The sequence below is a fragment of the Pedobacter sp. P26 genome, assembly GCF_050632135.1.
In the GTDB taxonomy this organism is placed as follows: Bacteria; Bacteroidota; Bacteroidia; order Sphingobacteriales; family Sphingobacteriaceae; genus Pedobacter.
Map to the genome: position 1 here is coordinate 2,090,513 of NZ_CP192574.1, position 24,203 is coordinate 2,114,715.

Annotated in this window: 19 protein-coding genes and 1 pseudogene; 14 read left to right on the forward strand and 6 right to left on the reverse strand. The window is 40.1% G+C overall.

Going from position 1 to position 24,203, the window contains the following annotated elements; all coding sequences use genetic code 11:
- The first annotated feature begins 21 nt into the window (after nt 1-21).
- From ACQ86H_RS09625 to ACQ86H_RS09635, 3 genes are read left to right on the forward strand one after another with little or no spacing between them, the layout of a single operon-like run.
- Nucleotides 22-231: a hypothetical protein gene (locus tag ACQ86H_RS09625; protein ID WP_431294662.1), complete on the forward strand. Its 210-nt coding sequence runs from the start codon at nt 22-24 to the stop codon at nt 229-231.
- Nucleotides 228-1,280, forward strand: coding sequence for a right-handed parallel beta-helix repeat-containing protein (locus ACQ86H_RS09630; RefSeq protein ID WP_431294663.1), 1,053 nt, complete (start codon nt 228-230; stop codon nt 1,278-1,280). Before ACQ86H_RS09625 ends, ACQ86H_RS09630 begins: the two co-directional genes overlap by 4 nt.
- A 1-nt stretch (nt 1,281) precedes the next feature.
- Nucleotides 1,282-2,361: a phytase gene (locus tag ACQ86H_RS09635; protein WP_138822095.1), complete on the forward strand. Its 1,080-nt coding sequence runs from the start codon at nt 1,282-1,284 to the stop codon at nt 2,359-2,361.
- 697 nt (nt 2,362-3,058) lie between these two features.
- Here ACQ86H_RS09635 and ACQ86H_RS09640 read toward each other — a convergent pair.
- Nucleotides 3,059-3,955 (reverse strand): AraC family transcriptional regulator, encoded by an 897-nt coding sequence (locus tag ACQ86H_RS09640; protein WP_431294664.1) that lies wholly within the window; start codon nt 3,953-3,955, stop codon nt 3,059-3,061.
- 539 nt (nt 3,956-4,494) lie between these two features.
- On the opposite strand from ACQ86H_RS09640, the gene spt reads away from it, so the two are divergent.
- From spt to ACQ86H_RS09695, 11 genes and pseudogenes are all read left to right on the forward strand, one after another.
- Nucleotides 4,495-5,700: a serine palmitoyltransferase gene (gene spt, locus ACQ86H_RS09645; protein ID WP_138822091.1), complete on the forward strand. Its 1,206-nt coding sequence runs from the start codon at nt 4,495-4,497 to the stop codon at nt 5,698-5,700.
- Nucleotides 5,697-6,818, forward strand: a complete 1,122-nt coding sequence (locus tag ACQ86H_RS09650) for a hypothetical protein (RefSeq protein ID WP_431294665.1) — start codon at nt 5,697-5,699, stop codon at nt 6,816-6,818. The genes spt and ACQ86H_RS09650 overlap by 4 nt, the downstream gene beginning before the upstream one ends.
- Nucleotides 6,815-7,804, forward strand: coding sequence for an NAD-dependent epimerase/dehydratase family protein (locus ACQ86H_RS09655; protein WP_431294666.1), 990 nt, complete (start codon nt 6,815-6,817; stop codon nt 7,802-7,804). Before ACQ86H_RS09650 ends, ACQ86H_RS09655 begins: the two co-directional genes overlap by 4 nt.
- 95 nt (nt 7,805-7,899) lie before the next feature.
- A pseudogene (locus tag ACQ86H_RS09660) lies at nt 7,900-9,148 on the forward strand (inositol-3-phosphate synthase).
- Nucleotides 9,148-9,621 (forward strand): phosphatidylglycerophosphatase A family protein, encoded by a 474-nt coding sequence (locus tag ACQ86H_RS09665; RefSeq protein WP_431294667.1) that lies wholly within the window; start codon nt 9,148-9,150, stop codon nt 9,619-9,621. Before ACQ86H_RS09660 ends, ACQ86H_RS09665 begins: the two are co-directional and overlap by 1 nt.
- On the forward strand, nt 9,606-9,980 hold the full coding sequence (locus ACQ86H_RS09670) for a GtrA family protein (RefSeq protein ID WP_138822083.1): 375 nt from the start codon (nt 9,606-9,608) through the stop codon (nt 9,978-9,980). The genes ACQ86H_RS09665 and ACQ86H_RS09670 overlap by 16 nt, the downstream gene beginning before the upstream one ends.
- 47 nt (nt 9,981-10,027) lie before the next feature.
- Nucleotides 10,028-11,668, forward strand: coding sequence for a DUF5686 family protein (locus ACQ86H_RS09675; RefSeq protein ID WP_431294668.1), 1,641 nt, complete (start codon nt 10,028-10,030; stop codon nt 11,666-11,668).
- Nucleotides 11,669-11,673: 5 nt separating this feature from the next.
- Nucleotides 11,674-12,522, forward strand: a complete 849-nt coding sequence (locus ACQ86H_RS09680) for a DUF5686 family protein (RefSeq protein WP_431294669.1) — start codon at nt 11,674-11,676, stop codon at nt 12,520-12,522.
- 10 nt (nt 12,523-12,532) lie between these two features.
- Nucleotides 12,533-13,822, forward strand: a complete 1,290-nt coding sequence (locus tag ACQ86H_RS09685) for a DUF4833 domain-containing protein (protein WP_431294670.1) — start codon at nt 12,533-12,535, stop codon at nt 13,820-13,822.
- 526 nt (nt 13,823-14,348) lie between these two features.
- A complete protein-coding gene (locus ACQ86H_RS09690; protein WP_138822077.1) occupies nt 14,349-14,969 on the forward strand; it encodes a sterol desaturase family protein in 621 nt (206 codons plus the stop codon).
- Between the two features lies 1 nt (nt 14,970).
- Nucleotides 14,971-15,912: a phosphatase PAP2 family protein gene (locus tag ACQ86H_RS09695; RefSeq protein ID WP_431294671.1), complete on the forward strand. Its 942-nt coding sequence runs from the start codon at nt 14,971-14,973 to the stop codon at nt 15,910-15,912.
- Nucleotides 15,913-15,955: 43 nt separating this feature from the next.
- Here ACQ86H_RS09695 and ACQ86H_RS09700 read toward each other — a convergent pair whose 3' ends face one another.
- From ACQ86H_RS09700 to ACQ86H_RS09720, 5 genes are all read right to left on the reverse strand, one after another.
- Nucleotides 15,956-16,645, reverse strand: coding sequence for a hypothetical protein (locus tag ACQ86H_RS09700; RefSeq protein ID WP_431294672.1), 690 nt, complete (start codon nt 16,643-16,645; stop codon nt 15,956-15,958).
- Nucleotides 16,646-16,924: 279 nt separating this feature from the next.
- Nucleotides 16,925-18,133 (reverse strand): alkaline phosphatase family protein, encoded by a 1,209-nt coding sequence (locus tag ACQ86H_RS09705; RefSeq protein WP_431294673.1) that lies wholly within the window; start codon nt 18,131-18,133, stop codon nt 16,925-16,927.
- A gap of 36 nt (nt 18,134-18,169) precedes the next feature.
- Complete coding sequence (locus tag ACQ86H_RS09710; RefSeq protein WP_431294674.1) at nt 18,170-19,096, reverse strand: metallophosphoesterase family protein; 927 nt, start codon at nt 19,094-19,096, stop codon at nt 18,170-18,172.
- Nucleotides 19,096-20,736 carry a RagB/SusD family nutrient uptake outer membrane protein gene (locus ACQ86H_RS09715; protein WP_431294675.1) on the reverse strand — a complete coding sequence of 547 codons (1,641 nt, stop codon included), beginning with the start codon at nt 20,734-20,736 and terminating at the stop codon, nt 19,096-19,098. The genes ACQ86H_RS09710 and ACQ86H_RS09715 overlap by 1 nt, the downstream gene beginning before the upstream one ends.
- A 182-nt stretch (nt 20,737-20,918) precedes the next feature.
- Nucleotides 20,919-24,125, reverse strand: a complete 3,207-nt coding sequence (locus ACQ86H_RS09720) for a SusC/RagA family TonB-linked outer membrane protein (RefSeq protein ID WP_431294676.1) — start codon at nt 24,123-24,125, stop codon at nt 20,919-20,921.
- Nucleotides 24,126-24,203 lie beyond the last annotated feature (78 nt).

A 24,203-nucleotide genomic window follows, 5' to 3' on the forward strand; every position in this document is an offset into this window, starting at 1 on the left:
AGCATTTAAAGAAACAAAGACATGAAATCAAAACAGATTTTTAAATTATTAATCCTTGTTGTGCTGGCCTTGGCAGGATGTGAAAAAGCCAATATAGATGTTGATACCACTGCCGTTGATGGCTCGGCAATTGGTGAGGTTTTCGGGGTTTGGGCAAAAGGCAGTACGCAGGTAATCAAAGGCGATATTATAATCCCCGAAGGTAAAACGCTAACAATTGAAGAGGGGTGACGGTGCTGATGGATACGGTTGCGAAACCAGAAATTGTTATAAAAGGCAATCTGTATGCACTTGGAACTGCAGAAAATCCGATTAAGTTTACGGTAAATGAATTTTATAAAACCTCATCAAAAAAATTCGGAAAGCTTTGGGGCGGTATTTTGGCTGGCCCAACATGCGAGGAACTGGTGCTTGATCATGTAATTCTTGAATATGCCGGATCAACTACTTCAGATGCTTCAACATCGGTTAAAATGGGACTTTATAAAGCAAAAGCCGGAGAAAACTTACCTGCACTCTGGTTTGCCAATGCTAATGGCAAATTAGTGGTTCAAAATAGTATATTCAGAAACCTCCAGGAAGATTGTACTTACATTGAAGGTGGAAAGATTATTTTTGCCAATAATGTGTTTTATACTACAGGCGTAACAGGAGGAGAAGCTATGAACTTTAAATCGGGCTGTTTGGCGGATATAGCCTATAATTTGGTTTATAGCACCAATACCAATGCCTTAAAATTATCTAACACCGGTGATAAAACACCACAAGCTTATATTATTGCCTATAACAATACCATGGTGAATACGGGCTGGAGAAGACCAACTGCAAAAGGCGGATCGATCTGGCTGGAGAGCACAGTACGTGCCGATCTGTATAATAATCTTTTCGCCAATACCCGTTTTGGTGTGAAAAGAGATCCAAAAAAGCCTGAAGATAGCCGTTCTGCTTATAGCAATAACTGGTATTATGGCTTCGATCAGGCGACTGTAAATCAGTTTCAGCCAACCGGCGATATTGTGGGTGGTAAAAACGATGTGATCAGCAATGTTGCAGGGGCTAATGATCCTAAATTTGTGAACTATCCTCTAAACACAGCAGTTACCAATGCGGATTTCAATACGGCATGGGATTTTCACCTGCAAGGCAACTCACCGGCTTTGGGTAAAGGCATCACTAATTTTATCCGCCATCACCAGGCCGGAATTACAATGAAAAATGGTATCACCTATAGCTCACCTTCACCATCAACATTTGTTGGTGCATACGGAACTAAAATATAAAATGAAACATAATAGTATATTAAAATTTGCCGCTTTTGCGGTTTTAAGCCTGACCATTTCTTGTAATGGAGGCATACAAAACGGAAGTAGTGCAGTAATAAAACCCTTATACGTATCCGATCCTGTTGATTTTGATACCGACGATCCTGCGATCTGGGTAAACCAGAAAGATCCGGCACAGTCATTGGTAATCGGTACCGATAAAGATAGTAGTGGTGGCTTGTATGTTTTCGATCTGAAAGGTAAAATCATCAAATCAAAAACCATAAAAGGCTTAAAGCGACCAAATAACGTTGATATCGCCTATGGTTTACAGTTGGCTGGGAAAAAGACAGATATTGCGGTTACAACAGAACGTTACACGCATAAACTGCGGATATTTTCTCTTCCCGATATGAAAGCAATCGACAATGGCGGAATTCCGGTTTTTGTAGGTGAAACAGCGGCAGAGTACCGCGATTTGATGGGGATTTCGATGTATACCGACCCTGCTGGAAAAATTTATGCAATCGTTGGTCGTAAAACAGGGCCTAAAAACGGAGGTTATCTTTGGCAATATTTATTGGCTGATGATGGAAAAGGCAATATTAAAGCAGATTTAGTGCGGAAATTCGGCCTGTATAGTGGCAAAAAAGAAATCGAGGCCATTGCCGTTGATAACGAACTGGGTTTTGTTTATTATTGTGATGAGCAGGTAGGTGTGCGCAAGTATTATGCAGACCCCGCCAAAGGAAATAAAGAATTGGCACTATTCGGACAGGGTGATTTTGCTGTTGACAATGAAGGCATCGCTATTTATAAAACTTCAGGAAATAGAGGGTATATTCTGGTATCTGATCAGGGTGCCAGGCAGTTAAAAGTGTACGATAGGGTGGCTAAAGCCAATACTGCTCAGCCACACCCGCTGTTAACCACCATAAAGTATTCAGCTAATCAAACAGATGGCATCGATGTGGTTTCCGTCCCATTAAATAAAGATTTTAAACACGGTTTGCTCGTAGCGATGAGTGATGATAAAACCTTTCACTTTTATAGATGGGAGGATATAGCAGGTAAAAAAATGACTAGTATAAATCCTTAAGATTAAGAGACTATTTAAAAATTAAATAAAATTATTTCCTATGTCAGTCTGAGCGTAGTCGAAGACCATTTCAACGCATTAGTAAAAGCGATCCATTAAACTCAACTTGGCAGCAAAAGACTATGTAATATTTGTTGTAAAATTTAACAGGAGCTAACATTTATTTTCTGAAAAGCAATTGCAGGAGCATTTGGATGGGGTCAGTCCCGCTTCCGCTTCTGCCAATTTGAAGGAATTCGGCATCCCGCTTTGATCGGGTTTAAGGGGCATAAATAGTACTGCTATTATGGGTGAAATAAACCCGACCGGCAGCGTTATCCCCGATTCCTTCTATCGGGATAAAGCAAAGGGCGGGACCAGGGCAGCCGAAGCATCACTATCCCTGCTTTCCAAAAAAGGAATAGATTAAGACTTCCGTCTTCCTGTCCAATTTCATTTAAGTCATCATCTCGACCGTAGTGGAGAATTCTTTTAATATAGCCAAAGATCTCTCCACTACGCGTTGCTCCGGTCGAGATGACGCCGATTTTTTAGAATAATGTCATTGATATTGGCGCCGAGGAGTATAGAAAGCTATATCGAAAGATTTCTCCATTTCGCTACCGATGAAACCTGTGAAACAAGCGGCAAACCATAAAGTAAATAAAAACAAATCCTTAAATAGGTTTGCTTCAATCGAAATGACGGTTCAACTGATCTATACCGCAATATTATTCGACATTTTATACTCAGAAGGGGTAACCCCTGTCTGTTTTTTAAAATATTTGCCGAAAAATGAAGAATTACTAAAACACAATTCTATCGCAACTTCCGAGATATTCATTACGTGGCTGGTTAATAGTAATTTGGCTTCCCTGATTACCATTTCATCAATAATTTCTCCGGCCGTCCTGTCTGTAACTTGTTTCACCACCTGCGATAAATGCCTCGGCGTAATCCGCAGGCAGTTGGCATAATATATCACCCTTTTTTCCTTTTTAAAATTCTCTGACACCAATGCTAAAAACCGGTTGGTTAATTCCGTGCGGCTGTTATGTACAAAAGGTTTAGGATCTTTCTGTTTGTTTTTAAGGAGGAAAATATCGTAAAGAAGTTCCAAAAAGCTGTTGTGCACAATGTTTTTAATCTGTGGCGTATCTTTTGAAACATTAAGCTTCTTGTGGAGTGCCAGCATATCGTAATAGATAAAAGTATATTCCTCTTTTGATAATGAAAATTTATGTGATTGAACATCTTTCGACATCCGGTATGTTTCGCCGCTGTTAAAAAATATCCCCTTATTTTTAAGGTAGCTCTTATTAAAATGGATACTGATAAACGAAACGCTGCTGTTATCTGTAATTTCATAAACAGAATGTGGCAAAACCAGTAAAATATCCCTTTGGTTAAGTACGTAATCTTCAAAATTGATCTTGATATTGAGCTTGCCTTTAGTAATGAGTATGAGGGCATAACTCGAAACGCGGAAAGGTTCCGAACCGCAATAGTGAGGATCATTGCTATTGTGGATTTTCGCCATCAGGCCATCATTTAATGAAAGCGCTTCCTCGTGGTTTTTTTCTGAAAAAGTTTTATTGAGTAACGGTTGCTGCATAAAATCGTTCAGTATTTTTTAATAATTTCTTAACAGATACGATCATCTTTTACACACCAATTTCAGCCATCTTTTTTCGGATGGATTTCGCCCTTTATCTGCCGGATTTTGTACCCGCAAATGTAATGTTCAAGATCGTTTTTGCAAGTATAATTTTTTAAAATGACTAATTTCTGATTGATTTTTATGTTTTTGATTAATAAATTTTTTGTTTGTATTTTCCTAAAAAACAGCTATTTATGTGATTTATAGGGTGTTTTAGATGGTTTTTAACTTTTTTACTATTTTATAATAAAAGTCAGAATGTCAATTGGTCAATTCATCTGAATGTCACAATTTGCCGATCCAACTTTTTGACCAATATATCCCACATTTGAACCTTTTTTTGGCTTCATTTCCGCGTTAAAATTGTGTTATCAAATCGTTTGGTTAATGCGGCTTTAATCTATGGAGTCGATTCTGATTTCAATAGCAATATCGAAGCGCAGGCCAGACTTTCAGAACAGGGTTTTAAAAACTGAAGAACAATAGCGTTCAGTATGCGTAAAAAATTACAAGATAGAATTGCCTCTTTTAAGGATGCAGCTATGATAAAGGAAAAAGGATTGTATCCTTATTTCAGGTCGATAGAATCTGCCCAGGATACCGAGGTGGTGATCAATGGAAAAAAGGTATTGATGTTTGGTTCAAATTCCTATTTAGGCCTCACCAATCATCCCAAAATAAAAGAAGCCGCCAAAGCTGCCATCGAAAAATATGGTACAGGTTGTGCTGGTTCGCGGTTTTTAAATGGTTCGCTCGATATTCACCTGGAACTGGAAAACCGTTTAGCCGACTATGTTGGCAAGGAGGCTGCGGTGCTCTTTAGTACTGGTTTTCAGGTCAACTTAGGGGTAATATCCTGTTTACTAGATCGTAACGACTACCTCTTGCTTGATGAGTACGATCATGCTTCGATCATTGATGGTAGCCGTTTGGCTTTTGCCCGTACCATTAAGTACGCGCATAATGATATGCAGGATCTTCGCCGTAAATTAAGTAGATTACCTGAAGATGCCGCTAAACTGATTGTTTCAGATGGTATTTTCAGCATGGAGGGCGATTTAGTTAATCTTCCTGAAATGGTAGAAATTGCCAATGAATTTGGTGCCAACATCATGATGGATGATGCACATAGCCTCGGGGTAATTGGCTTTAATGGCTCGGGCACGGCATCACATTTCAATCTTACGGAAGATGTAGACCTGATTATGGGCACTTTTAGCAAATCGCTTGCCTCTCTTGGTGGTTTTATTGCGGGCAGTACCGAGACTATCGAATATATCAAACACCGTGCACGCTCGTTGATGTTTAGTGCCAGTATGCCGCCATCAGCCGTGGCAAGTGTGATTTCTGCATTGGATATCATCGAATCGGAACCTGAACGGATTGATAAACTTTGGGCCAATACAGAATATGCGAAGAAACTTTTGCTCAATGCAGGTTTCGATATCGGGCACAGCAACAGTCCGATTATACCCATCTACATCCGCGATAATACCAAAACCTTTATGATCACTAATATCCTTCAGCAGAACGGGGTTTTCGTTAATCCGGTGGTTTCGCCAGCTGTGCCTTCCGATTCGTCTTTGATCAGGTTTTCTTTGATGGCCACACATAGTTTCGAACAGATTGAGTCGGCAATTGAGCAATTAAGTGCCGCTTTTAAGGCCGTTAACGTAGAACTAGTAGGAAGCCAATCATGAGAGAACTGGTAAAGGTTTCTGGTAAAAAAGCATTGGCGGCATTTGTAGATTTTCCGCACGAACTTTATGCAGGTGATGTAAACTACGTTCCTGAACTTTTTATTGCGCAGCGCGATCTGCTAACTCCAGGTAAACATCCTTTTTACGAACATTCTGAAATTCAGCTTTTTTTGCTATATGATGGAGCCAAGGTAATTGGACGGATTGCAGCAATCAACAATACCAACCACAATAAAGTCTACGAATCGAAAGACGGATTTTTTGGCTTTTTCGATTGTATCAATGATGTTTCGGCAGCTAAACAGCTTTTTGAAGCAGCGCAGGAATGGTTAAAAGAAAAGGGATTGACCAAAGTTTTAGGACCGGTTAATTTTTCTACTAACGAAGTATGTGGCTTGCTGATTGAGGGTTTTGACGGTCCGCCTGTAGCCATGATGCCATATAACGCCCAATATTACCTCCCGCTTTTGGAGCAAATGGGTTTTCAGAAAAATGTGGATTTAAGGGCTTACCGGTATACCGCTGGTACTTACAGCGACCGATCGGTAAAGCTGATGGATAGGATAGAGGACCGTTTGAAACGGAACGATGTCATTCTGCGTAAAATCAACATGAAGAAATTCAAGGAAGAATGTAATGCGGTAAGAGACGTATACAACAAAGCATGGGACAAAAACCTGGGCTTTGTACCGATGACCGACAAAGAATTCGATTATACGGCAAAAGACCTAAAAATGATCCTCGATCCTGAATTTTGTATCCTGGCCGAACAACATGGTAAAATTGTGGGTTTTGCACTGGCCATTCCAGATATCAACCAGATTTTGATCAAAATTAAACGTGGTAGGTTGTTCCCAACTGGGCTGATCAAGCTTTTAGCTAATAAAAAGAAGATTGATGGCATCCGTATTTTATTGCTTGGCGTTGTAGATGGTTACCGCAAAATGGGAATCGAAGCCTGTTTATATGGCCGGATCATCAAACATTTCGAAGCTAAAAAAATGAAATATGCAGAGGCGAGCTGGACTTTGGATCATAACGACCTGATCAATAAACCGATTGAAGACATTGGCGGAAAACTATACCGCAAATACAGGATTTTAGAGAAAGCGATATGAAAAAGCGGGTGTTGATTACCGGGGCGACAGGATTTGTAGGGTACCACCTGATTAAATCTGCTCTGGCCAATGGGCTGGAAGTATATGCAAATGTACGTCGATCGGCTGCTGCAGATCATCTTAAAGATTTTGAGATCAATTATGTGGATCTCGATTTTGAATCGATTTACTTGTTAAAAGAAAATATCGAAGAGAAAAAATACGATTATATCGTACATGCCGCTGCAGTAACCAAGGCAAAGAATTTAGTCGATTACAATAAGATCAATGCAACATATACCAGGAATTTAGCAGTAGCTGCTTCGAAATCAACACATGCGATAGAGAAATTTATATTTATCAGTAGTCTGGCGGCTTTGGGTCCTTTAAAGCAGAAAAACGATAAACTGACGGAAAGAAGTGCATCCAATCCGGTAACCCATTATGGCATCAGTAAGGCGCTTGCTGAGACTTATCTGGCGCAGGTTTCCAATCTGCCCCTGATCATTTTCAGACCCACTGCGGTTTATGGCCCACGGGAGAAAGACATTTTCATACTGATCAAAACCATTAAAGCCGGGCTCGAGCTTTACATCGGCAAGCAGGAACAGGAACTCAGTTTTGTATATGCTACCGATCTGGCCGATATCATTATTAAAGCGCTTGCTTCTGCTGTGGTGGGTAAAAGTTATAACATTTCTGATGGGGCAGTTTACAAGCGCTCATCACTTGCTCATTATGTAAGTAAGGCCTTAGGCAAAAAAACAATAAAGGTAAATGTACCTGTACCGTTGATTAAAGGTTTGGCCTGGTCGATGGAATATCTGTATGGCGTATTTAATAAAATACCCGCCTTAAATGTAGATAAGATAAAAGAGCTCACGGCCCTTAACTGGGGCTGCGATATTAATAATATTCAGAAAGATTTTGGTTTTGTTCCCCGGTTCGGACTGGAGCAGGGACTAAACGAAACCATCAACTGGTACCGTAAAAACAATTGGTTATAAGATTTTAAATAAAAAACAGAATGAAACAACAAGTAAAAGCAGCTGAAGGTAAGCTGGGAATATTAATGCCAGGACTTGGCGCTGTAGCTACAACCATGATCGCCGGAGTTGCTGCAATTAAAAAAGGCATCTCAAAACCGATCGGTTCGTTGACGCAGATGGGGACGATCCGTTTGGGTAAAAGAACAGAAAAAAGAGCCAAAAATTAAAGATTTTGTGCCTTTAGCCAATCTGAAAGATTTAGTTTTCGGTGGCTGGGATGTGTACGAAGATAATGTTTACGAAGCTGCGTTAAACGCCCGTGTACTGGATGCCAACCTTTTGCGCGATGTGCGTGAAGAGTTGCAGGCCATTAAACCAATGCGTGCTGCTTTCGACAGAAACTACGTAAAAAACCTGGATGGTAAATATGTAAAAGACATCGATAACCGTTACGAACTGGCTTTAGCCGTAATGGAAGATATTAAAAACTTCAAGGCCGAAAACAACTGCGACCGTATTGTATTGGTTTGGTGTGGTTCTACCGAAATTTATTTCGAACCATCAGAAGTGCACGAATCGCTTGCTGCATTTGAGCAAGGTTTAAGAGATAACGATTTGCGTATTGCGCCAAGTATGATTTACGCCTATGCTGCATTAAAATTGGGCATTCCATTCGCTAATGGTGCACCAAACTTAACGGTTGATATTCCTGCATTGATCGAACTGGCTAAAGAAACCGATACCCCAATTGCAGGTAAAGATTTCAAAACCGGTCAAACCTTAATGAAAACCATTTTGGCACCAGGTTTAGCTGCACGTTCATTAGGTGTAAATGGTTGGTTCTCAGATAATATTTTAGGCAACCGGGATGGTTTGGTATTAGACGATCCGGATAACTTTAAAACCAAAGAAGTATCTAAACTGGGTGTACTGGAAGATATTTTCAAACCAGAAGTTAACCCGGATTTGTATGGCGATATGTACCACAAAATCAGGATCAACTATTATCCGCCTCACGGTGATAACAAAGAAAGCTGGGATAACATCGATATTTTCGGTTGGTTGGGTTACAAAATGCAGATCAAAATCAATTTCCTTTGCCGCGACTCAATTTTAGCTGCACCGATTGTATTGGATCTTGCTTTGTTTATCGATCTGGCTAAACGCTCAAATCTATCGGGTATCCAGGAGTGGTTATCATTCTACTTAAAATCGCCACAAACGATCCCAGGTGTACCTGCAGAAAACGACATTTTCAAACAGTTAATGAAACTTCAGAATACCTTACGCTACATCATGGGCGAAGAGTTGATTACCCATTTAGGTCAGGATTACGAAGAAGAACTGATAGAAACCGTATAGTGTTTATCCACAAATTTCTTTCAACGGCCCTGGGCATTGGCTACATTGGCAAGGGTGCCGGTACTTATGCTGCTATAGCAACCTGTATCTGCTGGCACCTTTTCCAGAGCCCTTATACCAACCCATATTTATGGCCAATACTGTCTACCATGTTCATTGTGATGATCGGGATCATGAGTGCCGACCGGGTAGAAGAAATTTGGGGTAAAGACCATAACAGGGTAGTGATTGATGAAGTGGCGGGCATGTGCATTACCCTGTTATTTGTGCCTTTACAATGGCAGTATACCCTTATTGGGCTTGTTCTTTTTAGGTTCTTTGATATTCTGAAACCCTTTTATATCCGCAAACTGGAAGAACTGCCAGGCGGTTGGGGCGTAATGGCCGACGATATACTGGCAGGCATTTACGCAAATATGCTCCTCCAACTGGTAGTGGTTTTCGATTTTTTTAAGACATGCTTACCTACCTAAAAGCACAGGCATCATCCTTAATGGCTTCTGCAACCGATTTTGGTATCACTATCGTTGCGGTAAATCTTTTTGGACTGTGGTACCTGGCAGCAAGCATCATCGGCACCATTTCGGGCGGTGTGGTTAATTTTTACGTTAACCGCAAATGGGTTTTTCAAAGCCGGTCGAAGGAGGTGAAGTGGCAGGCGTTCAGGTATATTTTGGTGTGGGCCGGCAATCTGGCCATCGTTACTGCCGGGGTATTTATTTTTACCCATTTTTTTAATCTCAATTACGTACTCGCTAAAGTGCTAAGCTCGGTTTTAACCGGCATCAGTTACAATTATATCATGCAAAGGCAGTTTATTTTTACAAGTTAAATGAAAGCGATTTATTCATTTTTTTATTCCTGATCCCAGGTTTTATTTTGCAGGTAAATGTTTTTGCCCAAAGAACCGTGGTGTCTGGAACCGTGCGCGATGCTGTAACCAAAGAAACGCTGCCCAATGTTTCCGTTTTCTTTAAAGATACCCAAATTGGTACACAGACCGATGTAAATGGAAAATATACACTCTTTTCGCCTAACCCACAAGGTGAAATCAGTTTCAACTACGTAGGTTACCGAACCGTTTTCAAAAATATTGTGCCCTCTGCTACGCAGGAATTTGACGTAGCCTTAGTACCCGATGCAAGGGCTTTGGACGAAGTGGTTATTGTGGGCGGGAAAAAGGTGAGGTACCGCAACAAAGATAATCCGGCTGTAGAATTGATCCGCCAGGTAATTGCCCATAAAGAAGAAAACCGCATTAAGAGTTATAATACTGCTTCTTTCAGGGAGTATGAGAAGATGCTGTTTTCCTTAAGCAATGTTTCGGATAAGTTTAAGAGCAAAAGAATGTTCAGGAATTATCAGTTTCTGTTTCAGGAACAGGATTCTACCTTAATTGGCGGAAAAAACCTGTTACCGGTATATATTCAGGAAAAACTGGCCGATCATTACCTCAGTAAAGATCCTGAAAAGAATAAAACTATTGTTATTGCCGAAAAGCAGGTAAACTTCGATAGCAGGTACATCGATAATAAAGGAATGAAAACTTATTTCGACAGGATGTATCAGGATATCGATATCTATAAAAACAATATTTCAGTGATCAGTAACGAGTTTTTAAGCCCGATTGCAGATGGTGCACCTGCTTTTTATAAGTTTTTTATCACCGATACGTTAAAAAATCAAAAACCACAGGTTATTGAGCTGTCTTTTACCCCCCGCAATACAAATGATATGTTATTCGAGGGGAAAATTTATGTCACCAATGATAGTCATTATGCTGTTACCGGCGCTTCATTTGGCGTCAACAAAAACATTAACCTCAACTTTGTACGTGCACTCAAAGTCGATCTTGATTTTGAAGCCAACAATAAAGGCAAATACAGCTTAAGCAAAAGTAATCTATTGGCCGATTTCGGTATCGGCAAAACCAAAGGAATAGGCTTTACCGGCGAACGTACGGTTACTTTCAAAAATTACCAGTTCGATACCGCATTGCCTGATTCCGTTCTTCAAGGAAAAAGTACGGTTGTGCTGGCAGATGCAGGGAAAAAAGATGATAAGTTTTGGGAGAAAAACAGACTGGATACCATTTCAAAAAATCAGTTGAAGATTTATGGCAATATTGATACCCTGCAGAATCTGCCATCTTTTAAACGCACGATGAAAATCGTAACCCTTTTATTTGCAGGTTATCAGAATCTAGGTCCTTACGAAATTGGTCCGGTAAATACTTTTTACAGTTTTAACAATGTAGAGGGTTTAAGGCTGCGGTTTGGAGGCCGAACAACACCCGAGCTCAGTAAACGTTATTATTTCGAAAATTACTTAGCATATGGTATTAAAGATGAGAAATGGAAGTTTTTTCTTTCCGGAACTTATTCACTGAATAATAAATCGATCTACGAGTTTCCTCAAAACTACATCAGGGCCAGTTTTCAGCGCGATACTAAAATCCCCGGACAAGAGCTTCAGTTTGTGCAGGAAGATAATTTTTTACTTTCCTTTAAAAGGGGGTAAATGATATGTTGCTGTATAACGATTTTTACCGCCTGGATTATGTAAAAGAGTTCGAAAATCACTTTTCTTATAACCTGGGTTTTAAAAAATGGAGCCAGACACCAGCCGGCGGATTGAATTATTTAAATTCAAATAATCAGTTGATAAACAGGTTAACCACAAGCGAAGTCTCGCTACAGTTAAGATACGCCCCGAACGAGAAGTTTTACCAGGGAAAAATATACCGTGTACCCATTGCCGACCGCTACCCGGTATTTCATTTACGTTATACTGCTGGTTTAAAAGGTATTTTGGGTGGCGAATACAATTATCATAACCTGTTGGGAAGCATTGATAAACGTTTTTATTTATCACAGCTGGGTTATAGTGATGTAACGGTAGAGGGCAGTTACATTGCCGGAAAAGTGCCTTTCCCTTTATTGGATATACATCGTGCCAACCAAACTTATGCCTATCAGCTCAACTCATACAACCTGATGAACTTTCTTGAGTTTGTGAGCGATCATTACGTAAGTATCAATATCGATCATAATTTTAACGGTTTCTTTTTTAATAAAGTGCCTTTGCTTAAACGCTTGAAATTAAGGGAGGTGGTATCGTTTAAGGCTTTATATGGCGGATTGAGGAACGAGAACAATCCAAATTTTCAATCTGGTTTATATCAACTTCCTGTTTACGAAAATGGTGCACAGCGGACTTATGCATTGGGTAATGATCCTTATATGGAAGGTAGTGTTGGGGTGGGCAATATCTTCAAGCTGTTAAGGGTCGATCTGGTAAAACGCTTCAATTACCTCAACAATCCGGAAGTTTCGGAATGGGGAATAAGGGCAAGGGTAAAATTTGATTTTTAATAAAAATGCAATGGAAAAGAAATTAAGGGACAGCCTTCAACAGGGCATTTATAAAGTGATCAATCCTTTTGTTAAGGGCTTGATTAAAATTGGCTTAACACCTAATGCCGTCACCACAATTGGTTTGATCCTGAATATCGGTGTGGCCGTCATTTTTGTACTTGGTGCCGAAAAATCAAACCGTGGCGACATGTCGTACATTGGTTGGGGAGGTGCATTGGTACTTTTTGCAGGTTTATTCGATATGCTTGATGGGCAGGTGGCCCGTTTAGGGAACATGAGTTCCAAATTTGGCGCCTTGTACGATTCGGTACTCGACCGCTACAGTGAAATGATCATGTTTTTGGGTATCTGTTATTACCTGGTGGCGCATCATTATTTTTTAAGTTCGCTATTTGCTTTTATTGCGCTCATCGGTTCAATGATGGTGAGTTATACCCGTGCAAGGGCCGAGGGGTTAGGTGTGGAATGTAAAGGTGGTTTAATGCAGCGGCCAGAACGCGTGGTCACCATCGGTGTTTTTGCCATTGCCTGTGGTATTGCTGGTCACTTTATCGGTGGCGATTATAAAATTTATGTGCCGGGCATATCCTTCCATGTTTTTGAAACGATGTCGATTTTTACCATGCCAATTACCATAATGGCTTTATTGACCAATATCACCGCTATTAAACGGTTGCAGGAAGCCAAAAAAGGCCTTGAGGCACAAGAATTTAATGAAAGAAAAGGAAATAAAAAGGCGGCATTAATTGCGGGACTGGTTTTGATGACGAGTTTAGGTGGTATGCTTTCTTTTAATGCAAATGCACAGGGAAGCGACCCTTCGCCGATTACTTTTCCAACGCCTAAAGACATCAGTAACCAACTTTTTTATCTACAGCGCGATCCGAATACCAATACCATTATTTGCCAGTTAAATGTAGACAAACATGGAGTAGTGAATAAAGATCAACCTGTAAACGTGTTTTGGATGCGTTACGGAGACAAAGGAGAGAAGAAGGAACTGAGTTATATCCAGCGGAAATTTGCCTATGGCATTATCAGCAAAAATCTGGGTAACGGACAGTTCGAACTGCGTTTTACCTCGCACAAAAAAATGCCAATGTATCTGAATAAATCGGGTGCAGACAAAAAATACCATGTTTTTGCGACAATTAACAATAAAAAAATGCAGTTAGAACGGATATTCCTTCGGATTGAAGGTGGTACATTCTGGTTTCCAAATGTGAAATATGTAGAGATAAAAGGTTTTGATGCTTCAGAGCCTTCAAAAGTATTAGTTGAAAGGATTAAGGTGTAGCGTCGGGCGTTTTGCGGGTGGCGTTCCCACAAAGTTCGTCATTTCGAGGGGACCCGATAGCTATCGGGTGCAACGGAGCCGAGAAATCTAACTCAATAGGTCTCTCCATTTCGCTTTGCTTCAGTCGAGATTACGGATCAAGTAAGGAGTCGGATACCTTTATTGCGTCGTTATTCCCAACTTGATTGGGAATCGTAATGCCCTAAGCTTTAAGATTCCCGCCTGCGCGGGAATGACGATTGATTATATGATTTGTCAGTCTGAGCGGAGTCAAAGACCCTTTAGCACAGTTTAAAGATCTCTCCATTCCGCTTTGCTTCATCCGATAGCTATCGGATCGAGATGACGGACCAGGTGAATATTGATTGTCATTCTGAGTGAAACGAAGAATCTTTAAGGATAAAGCATTGGATATAAAAGATTCTTTACTAAGTTCAGAATGACAGATTATTTGGGAAGAAGATCCTGGAACAAGTTCAGGATGACGATCAAATGAGCGGAGTTTAAGGCCAATTAAATAATTACAATGAAAAAGAATTTTGTTTCAAATTCGAAATCATCCATCAGGATGTTTAAAAACGACTTTTTAGAAAGCCTCTCAAAAGTACAATTTTACGTGCCTTTGGTGGTATATGTACCCGTTATCGGTTTTCTTTTTTGGAAAGCATTGGCAGAAATACAGATGCCTGTTTTAAATTTTGCAGGCTGGTTTTTGTTGGGCTTAGCCATCTGGACCATCACTGAATACATTCTGCACCGCTATGTTTTTCATTTCGAACCAGATGTAGAATGGGGCAAGAAAATCCATTTTATTTTTCATGGAGTACACCACGATTACCCCAATGATGCCAAAAGATTGGTGATGCCACCTTCAGCCAGTATCCCGATGGCCTTAGGTTTTTACTTTCTCTTCGATTGGATATTACCCGCAACCACCGTTTATCCGTTTTTCTCAGGGTTTATGATCGGTTATCTCTTTTACGATATGGTGCATTACGCACTTCACCATGCCAATTTTAAAAGCGGCTTCTGGAAACAGCTAAAGCAACACCACATGCTTCACCATTATTCCGATTCGACAAAAGGTTACGGGGTAAGCTGGACTTTTTGGGACCATATTTTTAGGTCTAATTTTGATAAAAAATAATATGCAGCAAGAAGTTTTGCTTAAAAACAGTTTTTATAATCTTCGGAATATTTATCTGACAGTTGCTGTATCTGTTGGATATCTATTGTTATCAGTACTACTGGTCGGCTTTAAAACCGATCAGCTGGTGCTGATTTTTATTTTTAACAGCCTGTTTTATATTTCTGTAGGGACAAGGCGTTTCATTCTCGGTTTTTCGATCTTCATTGTTTATTGGATCCTTTTTGATTACATGAAGGCCTTTCCGAATTACCTGTTCAATACCGTCCATATTAAAGATTTATACGATCTGGAGAAAAGTATTTTTGGTATTAACCATAGCGGTTTAAAACTTACACCAAACGAATATTGGAAACTGAACAGCACCTCGTTTTTAGATGTACTTACCGGGCTATTCTACCTCATGTGGGTACCGGTTCCACTGGCTTTTGCTACTTACCTGTTCTTTAAAAACAAAGAACAATTTGTTCGGTTCTCGCTCACCTTTGTTTGGGTAAACCTGTTGGGCTTTGTAGTTTATTACGCTTTTCCGGCTGCACCACCCTGGTATGTGCAGGAACATGGTTTTGACTTTATCGCCAAAACAGCTGGGAATACTGCGGGTTTAGCCCGGTTCGATCACTATTTTAATATTACACTCTTTAAGGGAATATACAGTAAAGGTTCTAACGTGTTTGCGGCCATGCCATCGTTGCACTCATCATATCCCGTTATTGTTGTTTATTATGGTTTAAAAAACCGTTTGGGGAAAATTAATATTTTCTTTTTTACAGTAATGCTTGGCATCTGGTTTTCGGCCGTTTATACCAGTCATCATTATACGCTTGATGTATTAGCAGGATTAAGCTGCGCATTTTTGGGTATTATTTCTTTCAATTATTTAATGCGTAAGACAGCTTTGAAGCGCTTTGAGAAAAACCTAACCAAGGCTATTAGTGATTAGACAAGCAGCATTGATCGGTTAAATAATACTTCAACGTATGATGTTATGCTGAAAGGTTAAATGTTGTTTGTCTGTTGCTCATTGTTAAAGCTAAGTAATTGCTTTTTGCTTTCGTAAGCAGGTAAAATTCCACAGTAGCGATAAGAATAAGTGTATAACCAAAAAGTTCAAGCGATTCTTCTGACACATTCTTCACATCACGGGTATATTGATTTTCCATAACGGCCATCCAAAACACTTTTCTACCATACAAACGCGCGAAAATATAAGTAGTTAAAATTCCTGATAGAAGTATCCCAAAGGAAAATTTATTTACGAAACCGTTTAGGTTAGCAAAAAAGAGTCTTTTATTTCTGTATACAATAATAGTTGCAAGAAGAAGCAGACCAAAAGCTCCGGTTTGCCACGCTCCATCATAAACATGCTCATCAAGAAAAGCGTCTTGCTCTCTGATAAGAGAAGCCATAGTGAAGCTAAATAACGCAAAAGCAAGTGGGAATGATGATTTATGTTTGAATGAAATATAAAGGTAAGTAAGGGCACTTAGCAGTAGTAGCAAGCTCTGCACATATTCTACGACTGATTCTTCATTGAATTTATTACTTCCTGCTTCGTGTTGCACATTCCACTTTAAAAATTCAGACAATAAAGCCATTATTGAACCATAAATAAGGAATCGGATAATAGCAGTTTTTAAACCGCTGGGGCTTGATGAGTTTGTGGGACTGACCATTTTTTATTGAATTTGGATTTGTCATCAGCTAGAAAAATCAATAAACGTGATTCTGCCGATGATTAGACTACAAATTTCGCTCAAGAACCATTATTAAAAAAGGTCTATAAGTCCTAAAAATTGGTTAAAACGTATGAATATTTCAAAATTTAAAAATATAGTTTTTTGCTTATGTTATTCAATTAAGATAAGTGCCATCAGTAATTAAAAAAGCCCAATATCCAATCCTAAATGATCAGCTATTGGGCTTGGACGTAAAAATTATAAGAATAAAGCTAATTATTTAACGCTTATCCATTTGTTGAGCATGTTATCTGGTGCTTCAACTAAGAGTTTATAGAAAGAGGATGGGTAGTTTTTAAGGTCTGCCAAATAATGTTGCTGATTAACATCAACCTCGCCCAATAAATGATAGTCATCTTTTCCTCCTGTTTTAAACGCGTTGGTGGTTGCCAGCCAAATTTTTACTTTCCCTTTCTTTTCCACTGCTTTCCAGCTAATGTCGAGGTGATTTTGTACATAATTTGCTTTTAATGCGGATATGGATACCGGGCCAATAAATGATGTGCCGTCAATTTCCTGTTCGACACTTTTTGGCAGTTTCACATTAAGGTAACGGGCAATGGAAGGCATAATATCTACTATACCAAGATCGAAATATTGGGCATAGGTATTCGGGTTTTTATAACTACTCACCATCCAGGTAGAACGTTGACGCTCAGATTGTCCGCCATGTCCGCGGCCGGTTTTTTCATCACGTCCATGATCGGTTGTAATAACAATCAGCCAATCTTCTTTAAATTGCTGTTGACGATACGTAATGGCATCCCAGATCTGGCCCATTTGTTTATCCAGCATCTCAACAGCTTTGTAAAACTCCGGACTATCACCATAACGGTGGCCCATATCATCCGTATATTCCAGGTATACCCACGAAAGATCAGGCGCTTTGTCATGAATAGTCTTTGCAGCCTGTTTAACTACTTCCTCATCAATAAGATGCATATAGTCAGCCTTTTTATCATGTTTAAAGCGAACAGTATCTAACTCAAAACCATCTGCAACAAAATCGGGTTTAAAGTTTCCGGTTTCGGGAAGGCCATCGCCAAGTAGTTTGGTTCGGTTGTCGGTCCAGCTGGAGAAAATAGCTGTTTTTTTATCAGGATATTGGCTTTTAAAAAGCCTGAAAATGTGCTGGTAGTTATAATTCGGTGCCTTGATATCATTATCGGGTACGTTATGCTTGTTTACCCAGGTGCCGGTAAGCAGGCTATTGTAACCAACAGCAGATATAGTTGGTGTTTCATTGTAACTTGCTTTATCGCCACCTACATACATCCGCGAATAGGATCCTGCTGAGATGATCTTTTTGAAATTAGGTAACGCCAAACGTTCTATTACATCGGCAGGAATGCCGTCGGCGATAACATACACCACTTTTCGTGGCTTATTTTGGGCAAGTGCCGATAGTGATAAAGAAAAAAGCACGCGAAAATAATTGTCCTTAGTAACATCGTTTTATGATTAGAAAGTGTGTGGGAAATATTCATTTTCAACTGTTCCGTCATCGTACATTTTAAGTATTGCATAGCCAGGTGGCGTTTCCAGGTAATAGCCAGGTCCAGCTGATTCGGCATCGCCCTTGCCCCACCAAAAACCACTCATGGCCCCGTTGCAGCAGTATCGAACACCATTATAAACGGTTTGATCGGAAAGATGGTTGTGGCCGCTTAAGCAGATTTTTACTTTATCGCGGTGTTTGTAGAAAAGATCTTTCAGTTTTTTACAGTCCGAATGTCCGCCACCAACCAAAACCTGGGTAGTGCCCAGGATTGGATAATGCGACATGAGCAGGGTAGGTGTACCAGCAGTTAGATTTTTTAATTCCTGGTCAAGCCAATTATATTGCTCATCATCAAGCGATATTTTACTGTTATTTCCATCCAGAATAATAAAATGCCAGTTCTTTTTAGAGAAACTATAATAACGGTTAGGGATTTTCAGCCTTTTTACCACATAGTTCTTCCCATACATTTCATCATCTTTTGTAGGTGCTTTCCACCAGGTATCATGATTGCCAATACAACTGTGTATTTCGTATTTATCAATTGTTTGAATGCATTCATCCCAAATAGCCCACTGTTCTGTTACTTGATTACGCAAGACATTGTCGTAAGAAGCATCGTTTATCGAATCACCTCCGTTTAAGAAAAAATCAACTTTATACTTGCTGATAATCTGTTTTAAACATGCTTTAAAACGTTCAGGGGCATTTTCTCCTGCGCGTATATGTACATCGGTAATATGTGGTACAGTGAGTACGAGTTTTTTATCTTTTGCTTTTTCGATGAAAGCTTCCGATGCCAGTGCTGGCAATGTACCCGAAAATGCAGCGCCGGCAGAAAGTCCAATTGCCTTTAATAAATACCTTCTTTTTATTTCTGTTTTCATCACCAACCAAAAATTTGTTTTAGCTTAGGATTTAACACCACCTCTTGCTGTGGAATAGGGCGATAATAGAATTTTGGTTCTTCGAAATTTCTGGTCACATTTTCTGTTACAATATTGCCCCCTGAATTGCCATTCTTTAAGTAAACTGTAGCATCGGTACCAATTAATCCTGCGCGGTAATAATTAAGTTTTACACCGAGCGAGTTCTTTTCTTTCTGATCTTCACCAGGGATAGTTGCCGTTCTGTCGATCAGGATAATGTCGTCAACACCATCACCAGTGAGGTCATATTTGCCCAATCCGGCAAAATACATACCTTCGGGACTTTTAGTAAGCAGTTTTCCTGCTTTCCAGCGCATTAAATCGTCAAACCGCATGTTTTCGAAAGCGTATTCTATCCTACGTTCCCTTCTGATTTCGAGTATAATGCCCGCATTGGTGGTAACATTTGGATATTGCAATTGCAACGCCGGGTCAGGATTGGTATTAGCGGTTGTCAGATTAAGATCAGGCAAGCCCGCTCTTTTACGAATTAAATTTACGGATTGGTCGAGCTGACCCTGCGTTAATGTGCCTAATTCGGCAAGCGCTTCAGCATAGGTTAACAGTACTTCTGCATAGCGGTAAACTGGAAAATCTACACCATTTAAAATCGCATTATCGGTACTGTTTACATAACCCTTGAGCTGGTGGTAACCTGTGAAATTTTTGTTTAAACGCTGGATATATGGTGTTGGATCTGGTACTCTGATCCAACCCGGGTAAACCATCGTTTGCGACATCCTTGGGTCGCGGTTTTTAAATTCTTCTACAAAACCCAATTGTGCGTAACCTGATACATTGGTGAAGCGGCTACCATCTCTCATCAAATAAGTTTGTAATAGGTCTTTAGCAGGTGCCTGTTCATAATCTCCAAAAACAGTTGAATTAACATTTTGACTTTTGCTCTTGCTCATGTCAAAGATGTTTACCAAAATCACTTCACTATTGCCTGTTAAATCTTGACTGGAGAATAGTGTTCCATAATCCTGCTCTGGTTTTCCAGTTTTGTAAATAGTAAATTTTTTAGCAGCTATAATCTCTCCTGAAACTCTTGCTGCGGTTTCTAAAAAAGTATTTGCGGAAGCGGCTAAATTCAGTTCATTATGGTATTTACGATAGGTGCCCTCATAAAGTGCAGTCCGGGCATATAAGGTTGCTACTGCCCATTTACCCGGAGTACCTACCGGAACACTTTCCCTCACATTTTTATAGGCAAAATCTAAATCGGCCATGATACTGTCCGCTATCAATGCCCGTGGATCACGCGGTTTGTAAAGTTGTTCATCGCCTGGTTCCAGTGTGCCTGAATACCAGGGTACATCAGAGAAACGTTTTACTTTATCCAAATAAAATTCGGCACGGTAATAACGGGCTAAGCCTGCATAATGATTTTTAACTGCTGCAGAAACCTGTGCTTTTCCACAGTTTTCCAGAAAATAATTAATATTTCGTAACCTGCTCCAGCTCCATCCCGTGTTAATATTCTGGGCGTTCGTGTTGCCGGCCATAATGTTTTTTACCTCGACTGCCGCTGTAGTGGCTACATTATCCGTACTCTGATCATTTAGATAGGTATTACGGTCTGGTTGAGAGAGCAAGCCGTTTACATAGAGTGAAAGATCACTTTCTGTATTAAAAAAGAGGTTAGGGGAGATAGATGTTTGCGGGAAACGGTCCAGTCCACTTTTTTGCAGGCTGCAAGTATACCCACAGCTGCAATAAATAAGATATATATATACTTTTTCATTTTCAAATGATTTAACTGTGATAGATCCGAAGGTTAAAAATCGAGGTTTAAACCAATAGCATATCTGCGCTGATAAGGATATGCCCAGGCACTCGGCCCTTGGTTAACCGCTTCTGGATCGATGAATTTCTTGATTGAAGAAAACTCATACAGGTTCTCTCCCGTAACAAAAAAACGTAAACGGGTTATATTAAACTTTTTGGTCCACTTGCCTGGTAAGGTATAGCCCAATGATACGTTTTTGATCCTCAGGTAAGCACCATTTAGCAGGTATTTGGTTTGAGGAATATCCAGGCCAGATCCATAATTGGCATCAGCAAGCCAAGATTGTAATACTGGATATTGCGAATCTGTATTGGCATCGGCTAAACCAGCTGCTAGATAAGATGCGGAATGTTTTGCCCTTTGCTCAGGAGAATCTGCTGCACCCCGGTAAAAATCGAGGTTCCATGGGTAAACGTTAGCATAAGGCTGCTGGTAAGGCCCCCAGAAAAGATAGTGATGTGGGTAAAAATCTCTTTTTAATACACCCTGTAAAAACACAGAGAGATCAAAGCCCCTCCAATCCATATTCAGGTTGGCACCAATGGTATAACGATCGGAACTATTGCCAATGATTTTTAAATCTTTTGGATCGCTTGAACTTAGGCCCCTCTCAATTTTTTTATTTCCATCCAAGTCCACATATTTAGGCCACCCTTCAACAATTGATAGGGCGCCCCAAGGAATAATTGCAGATTCATCTAAAGCAGCAATTTCTGCCTTGTTGCGGAAAACGCCATCGTTTTGCAAGCCCCATATTTCGCCGATATCCTGTCCTTCGCGGAAACTCGAAAACAAATTCTGGTCATTTTTAAATTTGGTGATTTTGGCTTTAGAATCGGCCAGGAATACTTTGGCATCAAAACTGAAAGGTTTCGAACCCAATTCAAGCCTGTCTCTGTAGGTTACCGAAAGTTCCCATCCTTTGGTACGCAGGTCGGCCGAGTTTTGGCGTGGTACAGCAGTACCCAATACACCTGGCAATTCTTGTCCGCCGGTAAGCATTCCTTTGGTATCACGGATATAATAATCGAAAGTGAAAGAAAGTTTATCGTTCAACAGACCAATATCGGTACCCATATTTAAGGTTGATACCCTTTCCCACGTATAGGTTCGTGGGTCTACGTTTAATCCTGGGGCACCGGTAATGATTTGGTTCTGACCATTTCCTCCAATCAGATAACCTGAAGTACCTGGTTTAAGCGATTGAATATAACCAAAGTTGGCTATATTATCGTTTCCAAGAGCGCCCTGATTTCCAAGATCTCCGTATGAGGTACGAAGTTTAAAGGTAGATACTACAGGCGATAGTGCTTTAAAGAAATCTTCGCCACTTGCTATCCAGGCAAAAGAAGCAGAAGGAAAGAATCCCCAGCGTCTGTTTACAGGAAACCGTGATGAGCCATCGTACCTTCCGGTGGCTTCCAGGATGTACCTGTTCTTGTAGGTGTAATTTAATCGTGAAAAGGCACTATTGGTAGCATAGGCTGAATAGTTCGCATCAACCGATGCTGCACCACTGGTAAGGTATATATATGGCAAAGACGAAGAAATTAACATATCTCTGCCTGCGTATGTTGTAGGATAGCTGTAATCTTCGCTATTAAAACCAACCATTGCACTAAAAAAATGATCGCCGATAGTCTTTTTGTACGTCGAGTACAAGTTAAAGGTATTGTTGTATAAGTAACCATTATTTTCGGCAACCGAACCGTTTCCTCCCTCTTCACGGATATCATTTGGGCCATAACCGATTTTGTATTTTTTGCTGTTGCTCTGGTTTTTCCAGAGTTCGCGTTTAAAAGATGCATCCGCATTTACCTGCAGATCGCCTTTTAAAAATAAAGCAGTAGCACTGGTAATATTCTGGAAACCGAACATATTCTGAAGGTTGTTTCCACCATCAACCAGTTTTGCAGCCAGTTTACCAGCAGCGGTATTAGCCCAGGTACCATCAGGGTTTTTAGCCACATCGGTAGGCATAAGATAATACAGGTCGGTAATGTTTCCGTTTGGAAGTGCACGTTTGGTTTGATAAATATTCAGGTTATTATCGATTTTAAGCCATGAAAGTGGAGAGAAACCCACTTTTGATCTGAGTCCATAACGGTCCCAATAATCGGCAGTAAGTTTGTTTAATCCATTATCTCTGGTGTAATCTGCTGAAAGGTAATAGGTTAATGGTTTTTCGTTTACCGTAGCACCGCCAGAAAAGGTTAGGGTATGGCTTTTGGATAAACTCGAATTATTGAAAAAATAGTTATACCAATCATTACTTCCCATATAGGCCCACTTGGTCGGATCGGTTGGATTTAACCGTGTATCGGGTACAGAAGGATTATCCGACCTTTCTTTTGCCCAACGGTAATACTCATCAGAATAATTTACATAATCCCATGGGGTATTATCAGTAGAAGTTTCGAGAACCCTCGAAAAAATGTATGGATCGGTTACCGGCTTAGGCAGTAAAGTTGGTTTTGCCCATGATTGGAAGGTATTGTAACTAATTACATTATTACCGGCAACACCTTGTTTAGTTGTAATTAAGATTACACCAAATGCTGCACGGGCACCATAAATGGCTGCAGATGCTGCATCTCTCAATACAGTGAAAGAGGTAATGTCGGACGGTGTTAATCGCAGCATATCATCATTACTTGTTGCCGGAATACCATCAATTACAACTAATGGAGATCCTCCATTGATAGAAGTATAACCCCTGATGTTGATATTAGGTACACTGCCTGGCGCACCTCCTGCATAAGTAATGTTCAGGCCTGGACTAATTCCCTGTAGACCCTGTAATACGTTGGTTACCGGTCTTGATTCGAGCTGTTTGCCCGAAATCTGGTCAATTGCACCGGCTACATTGATTTTTTTCTTGGTTCCAAATCCAACTACCATTACCTCATCAAGGTTGGCATAATCAGGAGCTAATGAGACATCAATTTTCGCTCTTCCGCCTATAGCAATCTCCTGTTGCTTATAGCCGATATAAGAAAAAATCAACGTTGCATCTGGTTTTACACTATTAATCGTGTAAAAACCATTGCTGTTGGTTGCGATGTGCAGGTTTGTTCCCTTTACAATGATGTTAACCGCTGGGATTGTTTCCCCGGTCTTTGCATCGGAAACAACACCTTTAATGGCGATTCCCTGAGCAAAGCCGCTAGCGGATAGGATCAACAGGGTGAACATCCATAGTAGCTTTTTTTCATTTTACTTAATATTTAGTTGTTTGTTTTTGGAATGACAGGTGCTTTTCAGCGCTGCTAA